This window comes from Nocardia caishijiensis NBRC 108228 (assembly GCF_001612825.1).
Taxonomy (GTDB): domain Bacteria; phylum Actinomycetota; class Actinomycetes; order Mycobacteriales; family Mycobacteriaceae; genus Nocardia; species Nocardia caishijiensis.
Map to the genome: position 1 here is coordinate 14,782 of NZ_BDBE01000039.1, position 15,556 is coordinate 30,337.

The window sequence follows — 15,556 nt, forward strand, 5'->3', positions numbered from 1 at the left end:
GTGTGCGATGACGATAACAATCGAAGGTCCCCAGGCGGAGCCGGTGACGCCTGCCCCGCCGCCGACCCTTGCGACATCGGTCCGCCCCTACGTCCCCGGCTTCGCCGTAGTGATGATCGCGCAGGTCATCGGTGCGCTGGCCGGGCTGGCGCCGTTGCTCGCGGTGGTCGAGGTGGGTCGGGTGCTGTTGTCGGCCGGTCCGGTGGATCACGACCGTGTGTGGCTCGCGGTGCTGGTCGGGGCGGTCGGTCTGCTGGTGCGGCTGGTGTTCACCGGTGCGGCGGCGGGGCTCGGGCATGTTCTCGACGGCCAGGTGCAGTTGGGGTTCCGAAGGCAGCTCGCCGCCCAGCTGGGGCGCGTCCCGATCGGCTGGTTCTCGGGGCGCCGGACCGGTGAACTGGCCAAGGTCGTCGGTGACGATGTGAGCGCGGTACACCCGGTGCTTGCCCACGCACCGGGCGAGCTGGTGTCGGCGTTCGTGGTGCCGCTCGTGTCGCTGGCATATCTGTGCACCATCGACTGGCGGCTCACCCTCATCACGCTCGCCCCGGTCCTGCTCGCACTCCTGCACGTACCGCTGCTCCTGTTGCCCGCCCGGGAACGTGAACAGCGGGAGTTCGACGCCGCGATGGGACGTATCGCCGACGCGGTGGTGGAGTTCGTGCAGGGCATCGCGGTGGTCAAGGCCTTCGGCGGCGGAGATCGCGCGCATCGCCGATTCCGCACGGCCGCCGACGAATTCGCCGACACCTTTCTGCGTTTCGTACGCGGCCTCGCCCCGGTGGCGGCCGGGATGCAGCTGGTCTTGTCGCCCCCGTTCGTGCTGCTGGTGATCCTGAGCGGGGGCACCTTCCTGCTCACCCGTGGGGAACTGGCCGCCGTCGATCTGCTGCCGTTCCTGCTGCTCGGGCTCGGCCTGACCGCACCGGTCGCGGCACTGCAACACGGTTTCGACGATCTGCAGGCGGCCGGTCACGCGATCGGCCGGATCAACGAGGTGCTCGCCGTGCGACCACTACCCGAACCCACGCGACCTGTGGCTCCGCGCGGGCACCGGATCGAATTACGGGACGTGCGCTTCGGCTACGACGACCGGGAGGTGCTGCGCGGTATCGATCTGGTCCTCGAGCCGGGTACCGTCACCGCGCTGGTCGGACCATCGGGCAGCGGCAAATCGACACTGGCACAACTACTTCTGCGATTCTTCGACCCGAGTCACGGCAGCGTCGTCCTCGGTGGCGCCGATCTGCGCGACATCGGCAGCGATCGGCTCTACCGTTCGGTGTCGTTCGTCTTCCAGGATGTGCGACTGCTGCGCGCCTCGGCGGCCGACAATATCGCGCTCGCGGAGCCCCACGCCGACCGCGAACGGGTGATCGAGGCCGCCCGGCTGGCCGGGATCCACGAACGGATCCTCGAGCTGCCCCACGGCTACGACACCGTCCTCGGCGCCGAGGCGGGCCTCTCCGGCGGTGAGGCACAACGTCTTTCGCTTGCGCGTGCCCTGCTGGCCGGCACTCCGGTGCTGGTGCTCGACGAGGCGACCGCCTTCGCCGACCCGCAGACGGAGCGGGCGTGGCGCCGGGCGATGGCGACGCTGCGCGGTGCCCGAACGGTGCTCGTCATCGCCCACCGACACGAAACCATCGCCGACGCCGACGTTGTCGTCCTGCTGCGGGACGGCGTGATCATCGAGCGTGGCACGCCGAGCGGGTTGCTTGCCGAGGACGGCGCGTTCGCCGCGTTGCGGCGGGCCGAACAAGGAAGCGAGTTGTCATGATCCGCACGCTGTTACGGGTGCTCGGGCATCAGTACGCGGGCCCGGTGCGCCGGACCGTGGTATTGATGGGCATCACCGCCGTACTCGAGGGATTGTCGTATTTGCTGCTCGTCCCGGTGCTGCGCGAGTTGTTCGGTACCGACCCCGGACGAGCCTGGCCGTGGCTGATCGGGTTCGGTGGCGCCGTGGGGATCTACGCCGCGCTGCGCTACGTGAGCGACCTGTCGGGATTCCGTTCGGGCACAACGCTGTTGCGCGGCACCTACCACCGCATCGGCGACCACCTCGCCCGTCTGCCGGTCGGCTGGTTCGGCCCCGACCGGGTGGGTGAGGTGTCGGTGCTGGCCAGCCGAGGCGTGCTCGAGGCGATGGGGGTGATCGCGCACCTGCTCAGCCCGTTCATCACCGCGACGCTGACACCGGCGACCATCGTGGTGGTGATCGCGCTCTTCGACTGGCGGCTCGGACTCGCCGCGCTGATCGCCGTCCCGCTCGTGGCCGTGGTGCAGATCCGGGCGAGCCGTGCGCTGGCGGCCACCGACGCCGAACGGCATGCCCGCGACCACGAGGCAGCGGGCCGCGTCATCGAATACCTGCGGGCCCAGCCGGTGTTGCGCGCGGGTGGGCGCAACACCGAACGGTTCGGCCTGCTCGACAACGCGTTGCGCGATCTGCAACGTGCCACTCGTCGGTCGGTGCGCGCCGCACTGCCGGGAATGGTCGGTCTCACCCTGGTCGTGCAGACCATGTTCACCGCGTTGCTCGCGCTCGGCGCGTACCTGGCCCTCGGCGGCCGGATCGGCGCCGCCGAGCTGCTGGCGATCCTGGTACTCGCCGCCCGATGCGCCGAACCGTTGCTGTCATTGGCCGATCTGGGCGGCAAGCTGCGCAGTGCGCACTCTCAGCTCAGCCGCCTGGACGAACTGCTGAGCACCGCGCCCCTGCCCGTACCGCGCGACCCGGTGCGGCCGGTTCGCCACGATCTCGAATTCGACGCGGTCGGTTTCGTGCGCGACGGCCGCACTGTGCTGGACGGGCTGACGTTCCAGGTGCCGCAAGGTCAGCGGTTCGCGATCGTCGGGCCCTCCGGTGCGGGGAAATCCACGGTGCTCCAACTGCTGGCGCGGTTCCACGATGTCGACTCGGGCGCGGTGCGCATCGGCGGTGTCGACGTCCGCGACATCGACACCGCGACCCTGATGTCGTCGGTCGCCATCGTCTTCCAGGACGTGTACCTGTTCGACGGCACCATCGAGGACAACATCCGCCTCGGTCGCCCCGACGCCACCGACCCCGAGGTGCGGGTGGCGGCGACCGCGGCCGGGCTCGACGAGGTGGTCGGCCGCCTCCCCGGCGGCTGGTCGGCCGCGGTCGGCGAGGGCGGTGCCCTGCTGTCCGGCGGTGAGCGCCAACGGGTTTCGATCGCCCGAGCGCTCCTGAAAGACGCACCCATCGTGCTGCTGGACGAAGTCACCTCAGCACTCGACCCCGCCAACGAAGCGGCCGTCCACCGCGGCATCGAACGCCTGATGGCCGGACGAACCGTCATCGTCGTCGCCCACCGCCTGCACACCGTCCGCACCGCCGACCGCGTCCTGTTCCTCGACAGGGGCCATGTCGTCGAAGAGGGCGACCATCACGGACTCGTCGAAAAGGGCGGGCGCTACGCGGATTTCGTCGCAATCACCGACGCTACGATCACGGCACGTTGATGGTGGAGGGGCACCCGCACCACATGGGCAGGTTGCCGGTCCGCGGCGAACCGGCCGCCCAAGACGGAGACGTGTTCGAACTGTCGGCGCTGCGTGGGGTGTTTGTCACTGCACAGCACCGCACCTGCGTTGGCACTGTTCAGGCTCACGGTCGGGGACGTTTCCGTGCGGATCCACCGAGGTCAGCTCGGTGAAACCTCGACCAGCGCACCGGATTCCATGGCGACCCAGAGGTGGCCGGTGGAGTCCACGGTGAGTCCGTGGGGTTCGGCGCCGGGGAGGGCGAGGTGGTCGATCTTGCCGTCGGGGTCGATCCGGCCGAGGTTCCCGCTGGCCCATTCGGTGAACCAGAGCGCGCCGTCGGGGCCGGTGATGATCGCGTGTGGGCGTGAATCACGGTCAGGCAGGGCGTATTCGGTGATCGCGCCCGCGCTGTCGATCCGGCCGATCGCACCGACACCGATTTCGGTGAACCACACCGCGCCATCCGGTCCGGCACTGATGCCGACCGGTGCCGCCGACGGGATGGGCAGGGGGTGCAGTGTCACCGTGAGGTCGGTGTCGATGCGGCCGATCGCGTTGCCCTGGTTCACCGTGAACCAGACCGCGCCATCGGAGTCCGCGGTGATCATCGACGGCATGCCGTCGACCGCGGCGCCCTGAACGGCACCGTCGGAGGCGATCCGGCCGACTCGACCGGCCTGCAATTCGGTGAACCACATCCCGCCCGGCCCGGTACACACCCCGTACGGCCCGTCCATCGCCAGACTGCTCACCACGCCGTCGAGTGTGATCCGGCCCAAGCGGCCGCCGTGGAACTCGGTGAACCACAAGGCGTTGTCGTCCCCCGCGACGATCACCGTCGGTTGTCCGCCGACGGGGTCGAGAGCGAATGTCTCGATCTGCCCCTCGGCATATCGCCCGATGGCGCCCTGGGTCACCAGGGTGAACCACAACGCCCCGTCCGGTCCGACCGTCACCCCGTACGGTGCTCCGGCTACCTCGATCTCCCGAACTATCTCGCCGATACTCAACGATTCGATCCCCTCCTGGTCATGGGAACATCATCTCCGCCCCACCCGCCACCGTACCGATCGCCGCGATCTCGGGCAGATCGCGCCCACGCAGTGCCGAGCCGATAGCAGGAAGCAACCCTCTCCGCGTCCCGGGCCCGAAGAGTGCTCGCCCGTACTGAGGCAGGCACCGGATTCGTCCGTGGGATCTACCGCGCCACACTCGGATTCGTGCTCACGCCATGATGCTCGGCCGTCGTCGCGAATCCGGGCGTGGCGAGATAGAACCTCGCACTGATCCGAGCCCGCCGCAATAGGCCGCGAACACCAGCCCGGCCCGCCACGGTAAGGCACGAGCACGAATCCGAACCTGCGCGGGATACCTCGCACAATCCGGACGTGGCGCGGTCAGGCACGAGCGAGTCCGAGCCTGGCGCGGTATGCCGCAAGCACCTACACCGAGCCCGTCGCAGTAGGCCCGCGAGTATCGATCCGGGCCCCGCCGAACAGTATTCGGCGGGGCCCGGATGAGGCGGGATCAGTCCTGGTACGCGTCGAGCGGCGGGCAGGAGCAGACGAGGTTGCGGTCGCCGAACGCGCCATCGATGCGGCGCACCGCAGGCCAGATCTTCGGCCGGGCGTGCCCCACACCCCGCGGGTACACGGCGGTTTCCCGACTGTAGGGGTGGTCCCACTCGCCGACGAGGCAGGCCGCGGTGTGCGGTGCGCCGCGCAGCGGGTTGTCGGTGACGGGCCAGACACCAGCGGCGACCTGGTCGATCTCGCCGCGGATGGCGATCATGGCGTCGATGAAGGCGTCGAGTTCCTCGAGGTTCTCGCTCTCGGTCGGTTCCACCATCAGCGTGCCCGCCACCGGGAAGCTCATGGTCGGTGCGTGGAAACCGTAGTCCGCCAGTCGCTTTGCCACATCGTCGACGGTGACGCCGGTCTGCTTGGTGATCTCGCGCAGATCCAGGATGCACTCGTGGGCGACCATCCCGTTCTCGCCGGTGTAGAGCACGGGGAAGTGGGCGTCGAGGCGGCGGGCGATGTAGTTGGCCGAGGCGATGGCCGTCAGGGTGGCCGCGCGCAGTCCCTCGGCGCCCATCATCCGGATGTAGGCCCAGGTGATCGGCAGGATCGAGGCCGAACCGTAGTTGGCGGCCGACACCGCGTGCGAACCGTTCTCGAGCGGGTCGCCCGGCAGGTACTGCGCCAGGTGCGAGCGCACCGCCACCGGGCCGACGCCCGGACCGCCGCCACCGTGCGGGATGCAGAAGGTCTTGTGCAGGTTCAGGTGGCTCACGTCGCCGCCGAACCGGCCCGGACGGGCAAGTCCGACAAGGGCGTTCAGGTTGGCACCGTCCACGTACACCTGACCGCCCGCGTCGTGTACCAGCGCGCACAACTCGGCGACCTCGTGCTCGTACACGCCGTGGGTGGACGGGTAGGTGATCATGATGCAGGCCAGCCGCTCGGCGTGGTCGGCGATCTTGGCGCGCAGGTCGTCGAGGTCGATGTCGCCGTTCTCGCGGCACTTCACCACCTCGACCCGCATGCCGACCATGGCCGCCGAGGCGGCGTTGGTGCCGTGCGCGCTCGACGGGATCAGGCAGGTGTCGCGGTGATCGTCGCCGCGGTCGAGGTGGTAGCGGCGGATCGCGAGCAGGCCCGCGTACTCCCCCTGGCTACCGGCATTGGGTTGCAGGCTGACCGCGTCGTAACCGGTGATCTCGCACAGCCACTGCTTGAGATCGGCGACGAGTTTGCGGATGCCGGGCGAGTCCTCGGTGGGCGCGAACGGGTGCAGCCGGGCGAAACCGGGCCAGGTGATGGCCTCCATCTCGGCGGTCGCGTTGAGCTTCATGGTGCAGGAACCGAGCGGAATCATGCTGCGGTCCAAGGCGATGTCCTTGTCCGAGAGCGAGCGCAGGTAGCGCAGCATGGCTGTCTCGGTGTGATGGCGGGTGAACGCCGGGTGCGTCAGGTAGTCCGAGGTGCGGGTCTCGACGGCGACCGGTTCGGCGCCCGCGCCGGACTCGGGAGTCAGTGCGGTGCCGAAGGATTCGACGACGGCGGCGACGTGGGCGTCGGTGGTCGCCTCGTCGCAGGCGATCGAGACGTGGTCGGCGTCGACCAGCCGCAGGTTGATGCCCTTCGACTTCGCCTTGGCGACAACGGCTTCCGCACCACCGGGCACGTGCGCGAGCACCGTGTCGAAGAACGCGCCGTGCACCACCGCACCGCCGAGACCGGTCGCGACGGCGGCGGCGTGCTCGTGCACCCGGCGCGCGATGGCCCGCAGTCCGTTGGCACCGTGGTAGCTCGCGTACATGGCGGCGACGATGGCCAGCAGCACCTGGGCGGTACAGATGTTGGAGGTGGCCTTCTCGCGGCGGATGTGCTGCTCACGGGTCTGCAAGGCGAGGCGGTAGGCCGGGGCTCCGTCGGCGTCGACCGACACACCGACCAGGCGGCCCGGCAGCTGACGAGCGAACGCCGTGCGCACCGCCAGGTACCCCGCGTGCGGGCCGCCGAAGCCCATCGGCACACCGAAACGCTGGGTGGTGCCGAAGCACACGTCGGCACCCTGCTCGCCGGGCGGGGTCACCAGCGTCATCGCCAGCAGGTCGGCACCGGCGGCGACCAGCGCGCCACGTTCGTGGGCGGCGGTGAACACCTCGGTCCAGTCGACGATGCGGCCCGACGCGCCGGGGGTCTGCACGATCACGCCGAAGAAGTCGCCCTCGGGCAGCACCCCGGTGGACAGGTCGGCCTCGACGAGTTCGATACCGAGCGGCTCGGCGCGGGTGCCGATGATGGTCTTGGTCTGCGGGAACAGATCGGTGTCGAGCAGCAGCCGGTTGGACTTGGACTTGCCCGCGCGGCGCAGCAACGTCATCGCCTCGGCGGCGGCGGTCGCCTCGTCGAGCATCGACGCGTTGGCCACGTCCATGCCGGTCAGGTCCGACACCATGGTCTGGAAGTTGAGCAGCGCCTCGAGCCTGCCCTGGCTGATCTCGGGCTGGTAGGGGGTGTAGGCGGTGTACCAGGCGGGGTTCTCGAGCAGGTTGCGCACCAGCACCGGCGGGGTGAGCGTGTCGTAGTAGCCGAGCCCGATCATCGAGGTGGCGACGGTGTTGGCCGTGGCCAGACCGGACAGTTCGGCAAGCACCTCGTGTTCGGACGCGGGCGCGGGCAGCGCGGCGAGGCCGGACTCGTCGAGGATGGTTGCGGGCAGCGCCGTTGTCGCGAGCGCGTCGACGGACTCGACACCGATGGTCGCGAGGATCCGGGCGAGTTCGTCGGAATCGGGTCCGATGTGGCGGTCGGCGAACGAACGGGTCACGGCAGCTCCAGGTCGGGCGGGTCGGCCTCGTGGCCGACGGGTACCAGCCCTCCCCCTCTGTCTGTGCGCCTGAGAGATTCGGCGACCCGACCACTCGGCCGTGTCCCTTTCCCCGTGGGCGGGCAGCCGGATGCCACCGCTTTCCAGAGGCGTCGAATCACCGCGCGGTCCCTGTTGCCTGAGAGATTGACGGGGAGGTGCTGCTCCTTCGGCGCCCGGATTCTTACGATCCCAGGACTCTCCCGCACGACGGCGACGCCCCAACAGTCTAGTGGCAGCAAACCCTCGGCCGCGCCACCAGGGGCACGGCGGGGGTGTAGTGCTGGTCACTGTCGCGCACCCACCGCGATGGGCGGACGTTTCGATCCCGCTGCGCGCAACCGGTGAATCCGGCATCGCGCTGGGCGATCGTGAGGACATGACTTCCACCACCGCGTCCGCGATCACAGATGCCGAGCTCGACGCCGTCTTCGCCCCGATCTTCGACCGGATCGCCGCAGGTGCGGTGGCACGGGAGGTCGACCGGCGATTGCCGTTCGACGAGGTCACCTGGCTGAAGGAAGCCCGCTTCGGCGCCCTACGGGTACCGGTAGAGTTCGGCGGCTACGGTGCGAGCGTGCGCCAGCTGTTCCGGCTGCTCATCGACCTGGCGGCCGCCGAATCGAATCTGCCGCAGGCGCTGCGGGTGCACTGGTCGTTCGTGGAGGATCAGCGGCTGGCCGAGCCGAACCCGCGCCGGGAGCGGTGGTTGCGGGCGGTGGCCGCGGGCACCCTGGTCGGCAACGCGATCACCGAGCCGGGCGTGGGCGCGGTCGACCGGTATCGCACCCGGCTGACCGAGGACGGTGACCGGCTGCTCCTGAACGGGGTGAAGTACTACAGCACCGGGTCGCTGTTCGCCGACCACATTCTCGTCGCCGCCGACCGCGACGGTGAACGCGTCGGTGTGCTGGTCGACGCGAACGCCGAGGGGGTGACACAGCACGACGACTGGGACGGTTTCGGGCAGCGGCTCACCGCCAGCGGTACCACCGAGTTCACCGACGTCGTGGTGGCGCCCGACCGCATCCTCGGGCCCGGCTACGGTGTCGCGGGCCCCACCTACGGCACCGCCTACCTGCAATTGGTGCAGCTCGCGGTGCTCGCCGGGATCGCCGCTCGCGCCGAGCGCGACGCCAGGGACTGGGTGAGCGCGCGCACCCGCACCTATACGCACGCCTCGGCTGATCTGCCGCGCGAGGACCCCCTCGTCCAGCAGGTGATCGGCAGGTTGTCGGCGGCGGCGTTCACCGCACGCGCAACCGTCCTGGCCGTCACCGACATTCTCGACCGCGTCCTCGCCGCCGGGGCCGAGGACCACGGCGACCTCGCCGAGGCCGAACTGGCCGCCGCGCAAGCCCAACTCGCGGTGATCGACATCGTCCTCGCCGCCACCACACAGCTGTTCGAGCTCGGTGGGGCGTCCATCGTGTCCGAACAGTTGCGCCTGGACCGGCACTGGCGCAACGCGCGCACGGTCGCCGTGCACAATCCGGCGATCTTCAAAGCCCGCGCGGTCGGAGACCACCTGCTCAACGGCACCGAGCTGCCGTTCGGCTGGAGCGCGGGCGAACGCGGCGCGCACGTGACCGACCAGGTGACTCGATGAGCAGACCTATCCGGTTCAACGCGTTCGACATGAACTGCGTGGCACACCAGTCACCGGGACTGTGGCGGCACCCGCGCGACCAGTCCCACCGCTACACCGATATCGACTACTGGACCGAGCTGGCGAAACTCCTGGAACGCGGGCGGTTCGACGGCATCTTCATCGCCGACGTGCTCGGCACCTACGACGTGTACGGCGAAGACGACACCGCCGCGCTGCGCCAGGGCGCGCAGACCCCGGTCGCCGATCCCCTGCTGCTGGTGTCGGCGATGGCCGCGGTGACCGAGCATCTGGGCTTCGGCATCACCACCGGCACCGGGTTCGAGCACCCGTTCCCGTTCGCGCGCCGTATGTCCACCCTCGATCACCTGACGCGCGGGCGCCTCGGCTGGAATGTGGTGACCGGGTATCTGCCTTCGGCGGCGAGAAATTTCGGTGACGACGATCAACTCGATCACGACGAACGCTACGACCGGGCCGACGAATACCTCGAGGTGCTCTACAAGCTCTGGGAGGGTTCCTGGGAGGACGACGCGGTGGTCCGCGATGCCGATCGCGGCGTCTACACCGATCCGGCGAAGGTGCACCACATCGGCCACTACGGCAAGCACTACACCGTGCCGGGAATCCACGTCTCGGAACCGTCGCCGCAGCGCACGCCGGTGATCTATCAGGCGGGCGCCTCACCGCGCGGTGTGCGGTTCGCGGCCGAGAACGCCGAGGCGATCTTCATCGCTGGCCCGTCCAAACGTGTTCTGGCCCAGACTGTTTCCCGGGTGCGCGACGCTTTGGAGGCGGCCGGGCGCGGACGGTACGGGGCCAGGATCTACGCGCTGGCCACCATCATCACCGACGAGACTGACGACGCGGCCCGAGCCAAGCACGAGGAGTACCTGTCGTACACGAGCGTCGAGGGCGGCCTGGTGTTCATGTCGGGCTGGATGGGCATCGACCTGTCGCGCTACGACCTCGACGACCCGATCGGCGAGGTGCACAGCAACGCCATCCAGTCGGCGGTGGCGGCGTTCCAGGAATTCGACGACGACGGCCGCGAGTGGACCGTGCGCGACATCGGACGCTGGGCGGGTATCGGCGGTATGGGACCGGTGTTCACCGGTTCCGGGGAAACGGTGGCCGACCTGCTGCAGGAGTGGGTCGCCGAAACCGATCTCGACGGATTCAACCTCGCCTATGCCATCACTCCCGGCACGTTCGAAGACATCGTGCGCCACGTTGTTCCGGTCCTGACCGAGCGCGGCGTGTACCGCACCGACTACGAGCCGGGAACATTGCGCAACGCGCTATTCGGCAGCGGTGATCGATTGCCCGCGCACCATCGTGGTGCCGAATACCGCGTCGGCGGTCCGCGTTCGACCGTGCTGCCGCACGCGGTGTCACGGCCGGGAACGGTGAGCGACGCGGGCACGCGGGAATGAATTCGCGCTGATCGCAACACTCTTCATTCGGTGCAGGTCAGCGCAGTATTCCGGTATGACATCGCAGACTTCCGTTTCCCGCTCCACTCGTTCGGCCGCGGTGATCGGCGCCGGTCAAACCGGCGTCACTGCGGCGCTAGGACTACTCGACGCCGGTTTCACCGTCACCCTCTACAGCGACCGAGATCAACGCGCACTGCGCGACGAGGTCCCCGCCACCGGCACCGCTCTCGAATTCGGTGAGACTCAGCAGGCCGAGGCCGCGCTGGGGCTCGACAGCTACACCGCACGCGCACCCCGTCACACCGGACTCAGTGTCCGCATCGCCGGGCCGGAGAACGCCGAGTTGATCGCGTTCGACGGCACCTTCGACGGCTATGTCGGGGTCGCGGTCGACACCCGACTCAAGGCCGACGAACGACTCACCGCCTTCCGCGCGCGTGGCGGCCAGTTCGTCGTCGACAACGTCACCCCGCAGTCCCTGGACGCCATCGCCGCCGCCAACGACCTCACCCTGGTCGCCACCGGTCGCGGCGGGTTGTCCGATCTCTTCCCGATCGACACCACCCGCACCGTCTACGACAAGCCGCAACGCTCGCTGCTCACTGTCACCGTGACCGGCCTCGGCTACGACTCCGGCGTGTTCGCCCACCGCGGCCCAGCCGGGGGCGCGCACAGTCTGTTCTCCATCCTGGCCGAACAGGGCGAAGCGTGGTGGGGCCCGTACCTGCACAAGGATGTGGGCCCGAGCTGGGCTTTCCTCGGGTGGGCCCGTCCCGGCAGCGACTGGGAGACCCGATTCGCCGCCGCCGATTCCGCCGAATCGGCGTTGCGGATCGTCAAAAACCTCTACCGCGACTACATCGACTGGGATCTGCCGGAAGTGCAGGCCACCCAGGTGATCGCCGAAGACCCGCATTCCTGGCTCAAAGGCGCGGTACGACCGGTCGTGCGGGCAGGCGTCGGACGCACCGAGAGCGGCCACCCGGTCGCGGCCCTCGGTGACACCGCCGTGGCCTACGACCCGGTCGCCGGGCAGGGCGCGCAGAGTGGACTGATCCAGGCCCAGCGCTTGGTCGCGGCCGCTGCCGTGCACGACGGACCCTTCGACGAGCAGTGGATCACCGAGCAGTACGCCGCGTTCCTCGCCGCTCGTAGCGATGCGGCCGCCAAGGTGACCCGGCTGTTCCTCAGCGACCCCGAGTTCGCCGACATCGGCGGCCAGTTCTTCGCCACCGCCGCCGTCGACCCGCGCTTCGCCTCGGCGCTGGTCGGGCTGCTGCACCGGCCGCAGCCCTTCCTCGCCATCGATACCCCCGACGACGCGGCCGCCTACATCACCCAGGTCACCGGCGTGGACGCGGGCGAACTGCTGGCGAAGTTCGCACCGGCGGGCCGCTTCGAGCGCTCGACCTACGCCCCGGTCGCCGTCGGATAGCGACAGCCCGCCCCCGTCCGCACAAACTCTGGAGCAGTTATGACAACCGAGCGGATCGCCGATCAGATCCAGTTCGCCTACTGGGTGCCGAATGTGAGTGGTGGCCTGGTCACCAGCGATATCGAACAGCGCACCAGCTGGGATTACGAATACAACAAGAAGCTCGCGCAGACCGCCGAACGCAACGGCTTCGACTACGCCCTCTCGCAGGTGCGCTACACCGCCTCCTACGGTGCCGAATTCCAACACGAGTCCACCTCGTTCAGCCTGGCCTTGCTGTTGGCCACCGAACGGCTGAAGGTGATCGCCGCCATTCATCCCGGGCTGTGGCATCCGGCGGTGCTCGCGAAATTCGGCGCGACGGCCGATCACCTCTCCAACGGCCGGTTCGCGATCAATGTGGTGTCGGGCTGGTTCGCGGGCGAATTCCAGGCCTTGGGCGAACCGTGGCTCGAGCACGACGAACGGTATCGGCGCAGCGGCGAATTCTTGGAGGTGATCCGCAAGATCTGGACCGAGGACGAGGTGAACTACGGCGGCGATTTCTACCGCATTCGCGACTTCACCCTGAAGCCGAAACCGCTGAACACCCCGGACCGGCCCAATCCCGAACTGTTCCAGGGCGGCAATTCGACCGCGGCCCGACGCAACGGCGGCCGCTACGCCGACTGGTATTTCTCCAACGGCAAGGATTTCGACGGCGTCACCGAACAGCTCGACGACCTGCGAACCGTCGCCCGGGAAAACGATCGTGAGGTGAAATTCGGGCTCAACGGGTTCATCATCGCCCGCGACACCGAGAAGGAAGCGCGCGATACGTTGCGCGAGATCATCGAGAAGGCGAACAAGCCCGCGGTCGAGGGTTTCCGCGACGCGGTGCAGCAGGCAGGTGCGTCCACGAGCGACCGCAAGGGTATGTGGGCGGACTCGTCGTTCGAGGACCTCGTGCAATACAACGACGGATTCCGCACGCAGCTGATCGGCACACCCGAGCAGGTGGCCGAGCGGATCGTCGCCTATCGCGACCTCGGGGTCGACCTGATCCTCGGCGGCTTCCTGCATTTCCAGGAGGACATCGAGTACTTCGGAGCCAAGGTGTTGCCGTTGGTTCGTGAACTCGAGGCGGCCCGGGTGCCCGCGACGGTGGTCGGCTGATGACCGCGGCCACCGCCGGACGCATCACCTCCGCCGACCAGGCCCTGACCGTCGCGGCCGAGCTCGCTCGCGAGTTCGCGCCCGGCGCCGCCGCCCGTGATCGCGACCGCGAGTTGCCGTACGCGCAGCTTGATCGGCTGTCGTCCTCGGGTCTGCTCGCGATCACGGTTCCCGCCGAATTCGGTGGGGCCGATCTGGCGCCGAGCGTGGTCACGGAAGTGGTGCGGCTGCTGGCGGTGGCCGATCCGAACATCGCGCAGATCCCGCACAGCCATCTCGTGTATGTGAATCTGCTACGCCTGGCCGGTACCGACGAACAGCGACGCGAATATTTCGGATCGGTGCTCGGCGGTGCGCGCATCGCCAATGCCCAATCCGAACGCGGCGGCCGAACCATCACCGATATCTCGACCGCGCTGCGTCCGGTGGACGACGAATTCCGGATCGACGGCACGAAATACTATTGCACCGGCTCGTTGTTCGCTGATCTGCTGGCGGTGCTGACCCGGCTCGACGACCCGGACGCGCGCAGTGGCCTGCCCGCGGGCGAATACATCGCCTACCTACCGGTCGACACGCGAGGCGTCCGGATCGTGGACGACTGGAACGGCCTCGGCCAGCGCACCACCGGCAGCGGCACCGTCGAATTGGACGGTGTGCGGGTGCGCGCCGGGCAGCTCGTCCCCCGGGCGAAGGCCCTCGCCGGGCCCACCGCCTACGGCGCGTACGCCCAGCTCCTGCACGCCGCGATAGATACCGGTATCGCACGCGGAGCCCTCACCGCGGCAACAGAATTCGTGCGCGAACATGCCCGGCCGTGGTTCGAAGCCGGGGTCGACCGTGCCATCGACGACCCGTTGCTGATCCAGCGATTCGGCGAGCTGGTGGTGACGGTGGCGACCGCCGAAGCGACCCTGACCGCTGCGGCGACCGCCGTCGATTCGGCGATCCGTGCCCCGGGAGCCGACGAACAGAGCGCGGCCGGTCAGGCGTCCCTCGCCGTCGCGACGGCCAAGATCGTCGCAGACCGCGCCGCCATGGACGTGTCGAGCGCACTGTTCGAGGTGAGCGGAACCCGCAGTGCCGCAGCGGATCTCAACCTGCACCACTTCTGGCGTAACGCGAGGACGCACACTCTGCACGACCCGGTCCGCTGGAAATACCATCACCTCGGCCGTGCCCTACTCCACGGCACTCCGCCGCCCGCCCACGGCACCTTCTGACTGCTCGACCGACGGCCGAACGACACCCCACACACGTGATCGCGCGTACACGGGGTCGCCGCGTACGCGCGAGACTTCGCGCTAACCCGTCTTGCGGTTCTCCCTGGCCTTACGCCGGTAGGACAGTTCGTCCTCCGGGCGATCGGTGATGGCGGTGGCGCGTTCGGCGGGGAAGTCCGCGATGGCGCCGGTCAGTTCCCGCATGGCGCCGCTGACCGCGATTCCGAAGACACCCTGCCCGCCCTGCAGTAAATCGACGACTTCCTCGGGTGAGGTGCATTCGTACACCGAGGTGCCGTCGGAGAACAGCGTGATCCCGGCCAGATCACCCACGCCACGACTGCGCAGGTGATCGACCGCGATCCGAATGTTCTGTAAAGAGATGCCCGCGTCCAGCAGCCGCTTCACGATCTTGAGGACCAGGATGTCCTTGAACGAGTACAGCCGCTGGCTCCCCGACCCCGCCGCGCCCCGGATCGACGGGACGACCAACCCGGTCCGCGCCCAGTAGTCGAGCTGACGGTAGGTGATTCCCGCGACCTGACACGCGCTCGGCACCCGGTAACCGACCAGATCATCCGGAACCGAGTCGTCCGGGAACAAGCCAGGCTGCACTACATCCTGCGTTTGCTCTTCCACTGACCGCTCCTTGCTCTGCCGACGTTCTCGAGTACCGGAGTCACGACGGATGTTGCCCGACTTTCGAGGTTACTCCTGTCATTGTCGGACCCATACGGTCATCGGACCAAGCACCGTGAGCGGCGATTCCCTCGACCTCTACTTCAGGGTCAGGAAATAGTCC

10 protein-coding genes and 1 riboswitch are annotated in these 15,556 nt (G+C 68.6%); of the genes, 7 read left to right on the forward strand and 3 right to left on the reverse strand.

Features of this window, described 5'->3' with window-relative positions; translation table 11 throughout:
* The first annotated feature begins 7 nt into the window (after positions 1–7).
* A complete protein-coding gene (locus tag NC7_RS21425) occupies positions 8–1,780 on the forward strand; it encodes an ABC transporter ATP-binding protein (RefSeq protein WP_067985928.1) in 1,773 nt (590 codons plus the stop codon).
* Positions 1,777–3,492, forward strand: a complete 1,716-nt coding sequence (locus NC7_RS21430) for an ABC transporter ATP-binding protein (protein WP_067985929.1) — start codon at positions 1,777–1,779, stop codon at positions 3,490–3,492. Before NC7_RS21425 ends, NC7_RS21430 begins: the two co-directional genes overlap by 4 nt.
* A gap of 182 nt (positions 3,493–3,674) precedes the next feature.
* On the opposite strand, the gene NC7_RS21435 is transcribed toward NC7_RS21430, so the two are convergent.
* Both NC7_RS21435 and gcvP read right to left on the reverse strand, forming a co-directional pair.
* Positions 3,675–4,526 (reverse strand): Vgb family protein, encoded by an 852-nt coding sequence (locus NC7_RS21435; RefSeq protein WP_236573614.1) that lies wholly within the window; start codon positions 4,524–4,526, stop codon positions 3,675–3,677.
* Positions 4,527–5,043: 517 nt separating this feature from the next.
* Positions 5,044–7,854 (reverse strand): aminomethyl-transferring glycine dehydrogenase, encoded by a 2,811-nt coding sequence (gene gcvP, locus NC7_RS21440; RefSeq protein ID WP_067985931.1) that lies wholly within the window; start codon positions 7,852–7,854, stop codon positions 5,044–5,046.
* A gap of 155 nt (positions 7,855–8,009) precedes the next feature.
* Positions 8,010–8,109: riboswitch (glycine riboswitch) on the reverse strand.
* 163 nt (positions 8,110–8,272) lie between these two features.
* Between gcvP and NC7_RS21445 the strand changes: the two genes are divergently transcribed.
* From NC7_RS21445 to NC7_RS21465, 5 genes are read left to right on the forward strand one after another with little or no spacing between them, the layout of a single operon-like run.
* On the forward strand, positions 8,273–9,502 hold the full coding sequence (locus tag NC7_RS21445) for an acyl-CoA dehydrogenase family protein (protein ID WP_067986287.1): 1,230 nt from the start codon (positions 8,273–8,275) through the stop codon (positions 9,500–9,502).
* Complete coding sequence (locus NC7_RS21450) at positions 9,499–10,938, forward strand: LLM class flavin-dependent oxidoreductase (RefSeq protein ID WP_067985933.1); 1,440 nt, start codon at positions 9,499–9,501, stop codon at positions 10,936–10,938. The genes NC7_RS21445 and NC7_RS21450 overlap by 4 nt, the downstream gene beginning before the upstream one ends.
* Before the next feature lie 55 nt (positions 10,939–10,993).
* Positions 10,994–12,376: a styrene monooxygenase/indole monooxygenase family protein gene (locus tag NC7_RS21455; RefSeq protein ID WP_067985935.1), complete on the forward strand. Its 1,383-nt coding sequence runs from the start codon at positions 10,994–10,996 to the stop codon at positions 12,374–12,376.
* A gap of 39 nt (positions 12,377–12,415) precedes the next feature.
* Positions 12,416–13,531, forward strand: a complete 1,116-nt coding sequence (gene sfnG / locus NC7_RS21460; protein WP_067985937.1) for a dimethylsulfone monooxygenase SfnG — start codon at positions 12,416–12,418, stop codon at positions 13,529–13,531.
* A complete protein-coding gene (locus NC7_RS21465) occupies positions 13,531–14,754 on the forward strand; it encodes an SfnB family sulfur acquisition oxidoreductase (RefSeq protein WP_067985940.1) in 1,224 nt (407 codons plus the stop codon). The genes sfnG and NC7_RS21465 overlap by 1 nt, the downstream gene beginning before the upstream one ends.
* Before the next feature lie 81 nt (positions 14,755–14,835).
* Here the strand turns inward: NC7_RS21465 and NC7_RS21470 are convergent, their stop codons facing one another.
* The gene (locus NC7_RS21470; protein ID WP_133734085.1) at positions 14,836–15,393 is read right to left on the reverse strand and encodes a MerR family transcriptional regulator; all 558 of its coding nucleotides are present in this window, start codon (positions 15,391–15,393) and stop codon (positions 14,836–14,838) included.
* Positions 15,394–15,556: the final 163 nt, after the last annotated feature.